This window comes from Oceanobacillus aidingensis (assembly GCF_042654105.1).
GTDB lineage: Bacteria > Bacillota > Bacilli > Bacillales > Amphibacillaceae > Oceanobacillus > Oceanobacillus oncorhynchi.
Window position 1 is genome coordinate 509,873 of the sequence record NZ_JBHSFT010000001.1, and the last position, 6,235, is coordinate 516,107.

At 39.0% G+C, this 6,235-nt stretch carries 6 protein-coding genes; 3 read left to right on the forward strand and 3 right to left on the reverse strand.

Going from position 1 to position 6,235, the window contains the following annotated elements:
• Positions 1-28 precede the first annotated feature (28 nt).
• The gene (locus ACFO3P_RS02555) at positions 29-460 is read right to left on the reverse strand and encodes a DUF948 domain-containing protein (RefSeq protein ID WP_042530996.1); all 432 of its coding nucleotides are present in this window, start codon (positions 458-460) and stop codon (positions 29-31) included.
• Between the two features lie 356 nt (positions 461-816).
• Here ACFO3P_RS02555 and cwlD point away from each other — a divergent pair, with 356 nt between their 5' ends.
• Both cwlD and ACFO3P_RS02565 read left to right on the forward strand, forming a co-directional pair.
• Positions 817-1,545, forward strand: a complete 729-nt coding sequence (gene cwlD, locus ACFO3P_RS02560; RefSeq protein ID WP_042530998.1) for an N-acetylmuramoyl-L-alanine amidase CwlD — start codon at positions 817-819, stop codon at positions 1,543-1,545.
• 281 nt (positions 1,546-1,826) lie between these two features.
• Positions 1,827-2,885 (forward strand): Mrp/NBP35 family ATP-binding protein, encoded by a 1,059-nt coding sequence (locus tag ACFO3P_RS02565; protein ID WP_042531000.1) that lies wholly within the window; start codon positions 1,827-1,829, stop codon positions 2,883-2,885.
• 75 nt (positions 2,886-2,960) lie between these two features.
• Here the strand turns inward: ACFO3P_RS02565 and gerD are convergent, their stop codons facing one another.
• Positions 2,961-3,593: a spore germination lipoprotein GerD gene (gene gerD / locus ACFO3P_RS02570; RefSeq protein ID WP_042531002.1), complete on the reverse strand. Its 633-nt coding sequence runs from the start codon at positions 3,591-3,593 to the stop codon at positions 2,961-2,963.
• A 272-nt stretch (positions 3,594-3,865) separates the two neighbouring features.
• Here gerD and ACFO3P_RS02575 point away from each other — a divergent pair, with 272 nt between their 5' ends.
• Positions 3,866-4,519 (forward strand): KinB-signaling pathway activation protein, encoded by a 654-nt coding sequence (locus ACFO3P_RS02575; RefSeq protein ID WP_193064229.1) that lies wholly within the window; start codon positions 3,866-3,868, stop codon positions 4,517-4,519.
• Positions 4,520-4,773: 254 nt separating this feature from the next.
• On the opposite strand, the gene pdaB is transcribed toward ACFO3P_RS02575, so the two are convergent.
• Positions 4,774-5,529: a polysaccharide deacetylase family sporulation protein PdaB gene (pdaB, locus tag ACFO3P_RS02580; RefSeq protein ID WP_256705517.1), complete on the reverse strand. Its 756-nt coding sequence runs from the start codon at positions 5,527-5,529 to the stop codon at positions 4,774-4,776.
• Positions 5,530-6,235 lie beyond the last annotated feature (706 nt).

Sequence of the window (6,235 nt, forward strand, 5' to 3'; positions counted from 1 at the left end):
CCTTTGTTCCAAGCGTTTTTGAATGGAGCTACTTTCTGTTCTGTTTTACAAGAAAATATCCAATAGTAGCTAAGCCATAAATGCCTTGCAAATTTTTATTGGCTATCGTCATATTTGCTTCTTCTGTAGTTTCCTGTAATTGATTTGCTGTTTTAAGTACAGACGACGACAGGTTGTGTGTAGCTCGTCCTGCATCACCAACTAAGTAGAATAAAGGAGATAATTCCTTGATTTGTTGATTCACTTGCTGCAAGGTTTCATTTCCTGTTTTAAGGACATCTGTTATTTGCGAGGTGATGCCTTCTACTTGCTCCGGCAGTTGATCCGTTGTTTTTTGAGCACTTGCGATGAGTTTGCCCGCCCCTCCTAATTTTAGAAAAAGAAAAGCAGCTACCGCCAATAAACCAAGTCCAATCAGAACAGCTCCAATACCTAATACAATTAATATCCAATCAGCCATAATCATACCTCCGAATCATTATTCCTAAATATACAATATCACATGAGGAACAGTTTCAAACATTTATTTTTATTTTAGCATACTACAAAAGATAAGTCATAAACCTAAGGATGCGCCCATAAATTTTAATAAAGGCTTTGGCAGTTTATATTCCTTAACGTTTGTACATGCTGTAGGAAACAGCTTTGTAATAGCAGAACGTGTGAAGAATCCGTTTTTCTCAGATTAGCTTGAGACAGCGGCTGCTCGTCCCGGTAAAAGGTTACTAACATGTATTATTGCCATCCTTATATCGACTATTTCTGGATAGTGCCAAAATACATCCCTGAAGATGGGAACGAAAGGAACGAGACAATATGTCTAAAAAGAAAAAGCAGGCCTTCTGGTTTCTTGGTTTATTATTACTTATTTTCTTATTACAGTATCCCACCAAACAAGCAATTAATTCTTCTAATTCTACGTGGTCGATGCCGTTAAACGGAAAAGTGATTGTTATTGATCCGGGGCACGGCGGACCAGATGGCGGCGCGGTAGGATCAGACGGCACCGTTGAAAAAGATATTGCACTGTCTGTAGCTAAAATTGTGCAGTCTTATTTGATGCAGCATGGTGCGATTGTTCATTTGACGCGTGAAGAGGATGTGGATCTGGCAGCGGAGGGGACAAGCGGTCTGGCTAATCGTAAATCAGAGGATATACGAAATCGATTAGCGTTTATTCAGGAGAAAGAAGCTGAGTTTTTTATTTCCATCCATTTAAATGCATTACCTGATTCCCAGTGGCATGGGGCTCAGACCTTTTATTACCCAAGGTTTGAGGAGGGAGAACATCTGGCGACAATGATTCAGGAGGAAATTATCCGTAATTTAGAAAATACGGATAGACAGCCCCTTGCGATTGACCAAATGTATTTATTAAAGCATGCAGAGGTTCCTGGTGCGTTAGTAGAGATTGGTTTTTTATCGAATGAGGTAGAACGGGAGCTATTAAAAGATGATACGTATCAGAGACAAATGGCGGCTAGTATTTATGAAGGAATCTTGCGTTACGTTACGGAAGAACCGCAGGCAGAGGAAAGTGAGTAAACAGTGCCAGGATGACGATGGCTTTTTAACTTTGACCCGTGAAGAGGCTTTGGCAGATGTCAGGTCTTTTTTATGGATAAATACTATCGCAGCATGAGCGTCCGTAATTTCTCCAACGAGGGACAGAAAAGAAATGTAAATAATAGATGGAGAAAAACGGACGCTGCATTTCCTGATTAACTCAAGCTAACATTCAGTTGGTTAAAGAGCAAACCAACTGAATGAAGTTTCGTTTTATGTTATACTTGCACTTGGACAGATTCATAAGGGATGGTGAAAATATGTTAACACAAGAAGAGGTTATTGAGTTACTCAGCTCTATAAAGGATCCTTTTTTACATAGAAACTTGAAGGAATTGAACGCGATTACTTCTGTTACCATTAAGGAAGAGAAGAAGCATGTCAGTGTCAAGGTTGGAATTTCCAAGATGAATACTGGCGAGCAGATGCAGATGCAGCAAGAAATTGTTGGTGTTTTAAAACGGAATGGTGCCAATACAGTTGGTCTCCGATTTGAACAGCTTCCTGATGAAACAGTGAAGAAATATCAGTCTGAAGCAGAAAAAGAAAAAGAAGAAACGCTGATCAGCGGCGCCACTAATACACAATTTATCGCCGTGGCAAGTGGAAAAGGCGGTGTTGGTAAATCAACTGTAACCGTTAACTTAGCTGTTTCCTTGATGCGTCTAGGCAAAAAAGTAGGAATAATTGATGCAGATATTTATGGCTTTAGTGTACCGGATATGATGGGCATCGAGGAAAGACCAGTCGTTCGCGGAGAAAAGATTATTCCTGTTGAGCGCTTTGGTGTCAAAGTCGTCTCCATGGGATTCTTTGTGGAAGATAATTCGCCAATTATCTGGCGCGGACCGATGCTCGGGAAAATGTTAAACAGCTTTTTCACAGAAGTAGAGTGGGGAGAATTAGATTATCTATTGCTTGATTTACCACCTGGAACAGGCGATATCGCAATGGATGTCCATGAACTCTTACCATCTTGTAAAGAGGTTATTGTAACAACACCTCATCCGACCGCAGCTTTTGTAGCGGCTCGTGCGGGACAAATGGCTCTGAAAACAGATCATGAAATCCTTGGTGTTGTGGAGAATATGGCATATTTTGAAAGCAAGAAAACCGGTGAGAAGGAATATGTTTTCGGAAAAGGCGGAGGTAAGAAGCTTGCCGATGTTTTGAAAACAAAGGTTCTTGGTCAATTGTCACTACAACAGCCGTATGAAGAAGAGGATGAATTCGCGCCGTCTGTTTACCAGGAGGACCATCCAAATGGCAAAGAGTATCATAAGGTAGCTGCCAAAATCATTGCGAAATTAGAGGAATAGGGGTGCAAACAAACGGGGTGTCTGTTTAGATAAACAGCACCCTATTTGTTTTAGAGAAATGCATGCAGTAATTCCTTAACCGGATGAATTTGCGCCTTCGTTTTCGTTTTTCTTTTCTTCTTTATTCTCTTCGGAATTTCCGCTATTTTCTCCACCACCGCCGGAAGCGTTTTGCTTGGCAGCTTCTTTTAATGCCTGATCTATCTTTTCCTGAAATAATGGAGATTGAAACGCTTCTTGAATTGTTTTCTCCAAATGAGCACGGAATGCTTGGCTCGTCATGATAGAAAGCATTTGCTCATCCACCTTAGGGTTATTTAATATCTCAATCATTTGCTCTTGAAACTGACTATCATGCATCAGGTCCTTCATCAGGTTCTTTTGTTCTGCGGAGATGGATTTCGCATAAGTTTGTATGAATTCAGGGTCTTGGAACATTTTTTTCCAGTTTTCCTTGCTGTCTTCAGATGATAAAGCTTTTGTAACTGCCTCTTTTACTTCATCCGATTCAATAACCACGCTTTCCTGCAGTTCGTCATCGTTTAGTATATCCTTTAACGCTTTTTTGCCTTCCTCAGTCTGCAGGATATCGACAACCATTCGTTTCGTGGTTTCGTATTCTGCTTCACGGGATTCATCATTATTTCCACAAGCAGAGATAAAGCAAAACAATAGGAGTAGAAATAGAATGGACAGGTGACGTTTCATAATTTACGCTCCTTTCTTCATGGAATCAGAAAGTATACCTTTTTCATGAATTTATTTTCAGGTTGGGATTACATTAGCTTGGCCTCAGGTGCCAAAAATCAACATTTTCCGCAATAATCATGTGTTTCAGTCGTTGATACTTCTTCAGTGATAAGAATATAATCTACACTCTTAATATGTTTGATAATTTAACAAAATATACACAAGCAATGAAGAAAAATAGGTCACTTCATGATAAAATACCAGTGGTTACTTCTTTAGGGGGTGAAGAATTGAACACAAGAATATTGGTTAATTTCTTTTGGAAAGCATTCTGGCTTGGCGGGCTTGCTGGATTAATTGCGAGCTTTTTTATACGGCCGGAGGAATATCTTACATATATGTCTCCGTTTGATGCAATGGAGTTATTTGGGGTATTTGTTTTCTTTTTAGGGCTTGGCCTGACTTTTGCGGCGGTAAGTATGACAGGTTTCTTTGCATATTTATTTGTGAATCGGATGGGGCTGAATGTTTTTAAAGGATACTGGCCTACTGTGCAGGTTGGTTTGATTATTTTTATTTTATTTGATCTGGTCTATTTTCCATATCGCGCCACAGATGGAGAGGTAGCAATTTATTGGTTTATATTGATTGCTGCTGCGATGCTTTTGATTGGCTGGATTGTAGCAAAGATAAAAGCAAAAGGGACGAATTCGACAGCTTTTATTCCAGCACTTTTTTTCATGGTTGTTTTTACAACTGTCGAATGGGTTCCCGGCTTAATGGTAGATGGTACAGATTATGCCTGGTTAATGGTTGTTCCGCTATTAGTATGCAACACCTACCAGATGTTAACGCTGCATCGCTTGCCTTTTGTGGAAAAAGAACCGAAAAAGGAGCAAAAATCGGCATCAAATCCAAAAAAAGGGCAAACGAAGAAAGCGTAAGTCTCAGAGCCCTTCCTTCCTTACCATGGAAGAGCTCTGTCAGCTTGCTTTATCTGATTTATGTAAAAGTATGCCGAAGCTGTTTCTTCTATATGATAAAAAGACAGCTCCTCTTCAGATAATGAGGGGAGCTGCCTTTCACGTTTACGTCTGTGTTGATAATTTATATTTAAAAGACCGGCTCATCGCCTAAGTCTAAATTTGTGAATGAAATTCCTTATGAAAGAGGAAGAATTGAGAAATGGAAACAAGGATTAATCAATAAGTTCCGTATCTGCTTTTGCCTGGTTGACCATTTCCGATATAGTAATTAAACCATACCCTTTGTTTTTCAAGCCGGGAAGAACTGTCTCTAAAGCTTCGGCAGTCTGTTTGGCGCTATCAGAAGCGTGTAGCAGGATGATATCACCATTTTCTGTTTGCTCCATGACTTCATCAATAATTGATTCTACTCCGGGATTCTCCCAATCATCCGGGTTGACATTCCAATGAATAACCTGAAATTGCATACTTTCTGCCAATTCGATGATTTCTTCATTCAGATGGCCATGAGGTGTGCGGAGAAGGCGAATATCTTCATACCCCAATTTATCCATAACCTCTTGTGCTTTTATTAAATCTTGTCTTATTTGTTCTGGTTCCTGATCTAAATAACTTTTATAACGATAGCCGAGCAGCCCAATTTCATGTGTGCCTTCAGAAATTGCTTCTAATAAATCCGGATGACGTTCCGCCCATTCTCCGCTGACGAAAAAGGTAGCTTGTACTTCTTCTTTCTCCAGTACTTCAAGAATGCTTTCTACTTTTTCCTCTCCCCAACTGATATTGAAGGTGACGGCAACATCTTCTAAATCTTCATTCCCTTTTGAAAGAGCAGCAGGCTCATCCTTCGTGAACATAGCCATAATAGAAGGAGTTTGCGTCCAAATAAGAATGGCTGCTGCTAAAACAATCACGGTGCTTAATATAATTTTCTTCCGGTTCAAACGAATTGTGTAGAAGTGATTCACTTTTGTTCCTCCTTTTTTAATGTAGTACAACCCATGACAAGCATTTGTAGTAGTGCGAAATAATTCGTTCTAGTTTATGTATATGTTCTGTTTATAGAGATATGTACAAGCTTGCAATATTCTTTTAAAGACAATTGGTATCCAGAGGAGCAGCGGATGTGTTGGCGAAGGAAAGAAACGGCAAGTTATATATGGTATAGGTATATTTTGCAGAGATAATGTTAAAATTGAGAGGAGACAGAAGGAGCTTTTTGTGGTTACTTGTTTCACCAAAACTATTACTGATGAAACATTCCGGCTAAAAGCGTTGTAATTATGTATCACATTTACTGATTGTGACTGGAACTGTTCATCCTGATTAAAATGACGATGCTCAGTCTGCGGTTTTACAATCATTTTTACATAGAAAATAGAAAAAGTGATTTGTTTAGTCATTTTTTTATAAAAAGGTATTGCCCTTCTCTATTTTCTATGGTATATTAATTTTTGTTGTCGGAAGCAAACGAAATAAAGCGAAATTATTTCGACAAAATACTTTAAAAAAAGTGTTGACAACAAAAACGAAACATGATAAATTATATCTTGTCGCTAAAAACGACAGAAACAAATTGCTCTTTGAAAACTGAACAAAACAACCAGTACGAAAGAAGAAAGACAACCTCGTTTTTCTTAAAAAATAAGTCAGAAGTTGACTTCTGAAAGCTAA

Coding starts and splice junctions, on each gene's coding strand:
- ACFO3P_RS02555 (WP_042530996.1), bottom strand. CDS start 460: ATGGCTGATTGGATATTAATTGTATTAGGTATTGGAGCTGTTCTGATT.
- cwlD (WP_042530998.1), top strand. CDS start 817: ATGTCTAAAAAGAAAAAGCAGGCCTTCTGGTTTCTTGGTTTATTATTA.
- ACFO3P_RS02565 (WP_042531000.1), top strand. CDS start 1,827: ATGTTAACACAAGAAGAGGTTATTGAGTTACTCAGCTCTATAAAGGAT.
- gerD (WP_042531002.1), bottom strand. CDS start 3,593: ATGAAACGTCACCTGTCCATTCTATTTCTACTCCTATTGTTTTGCTTT.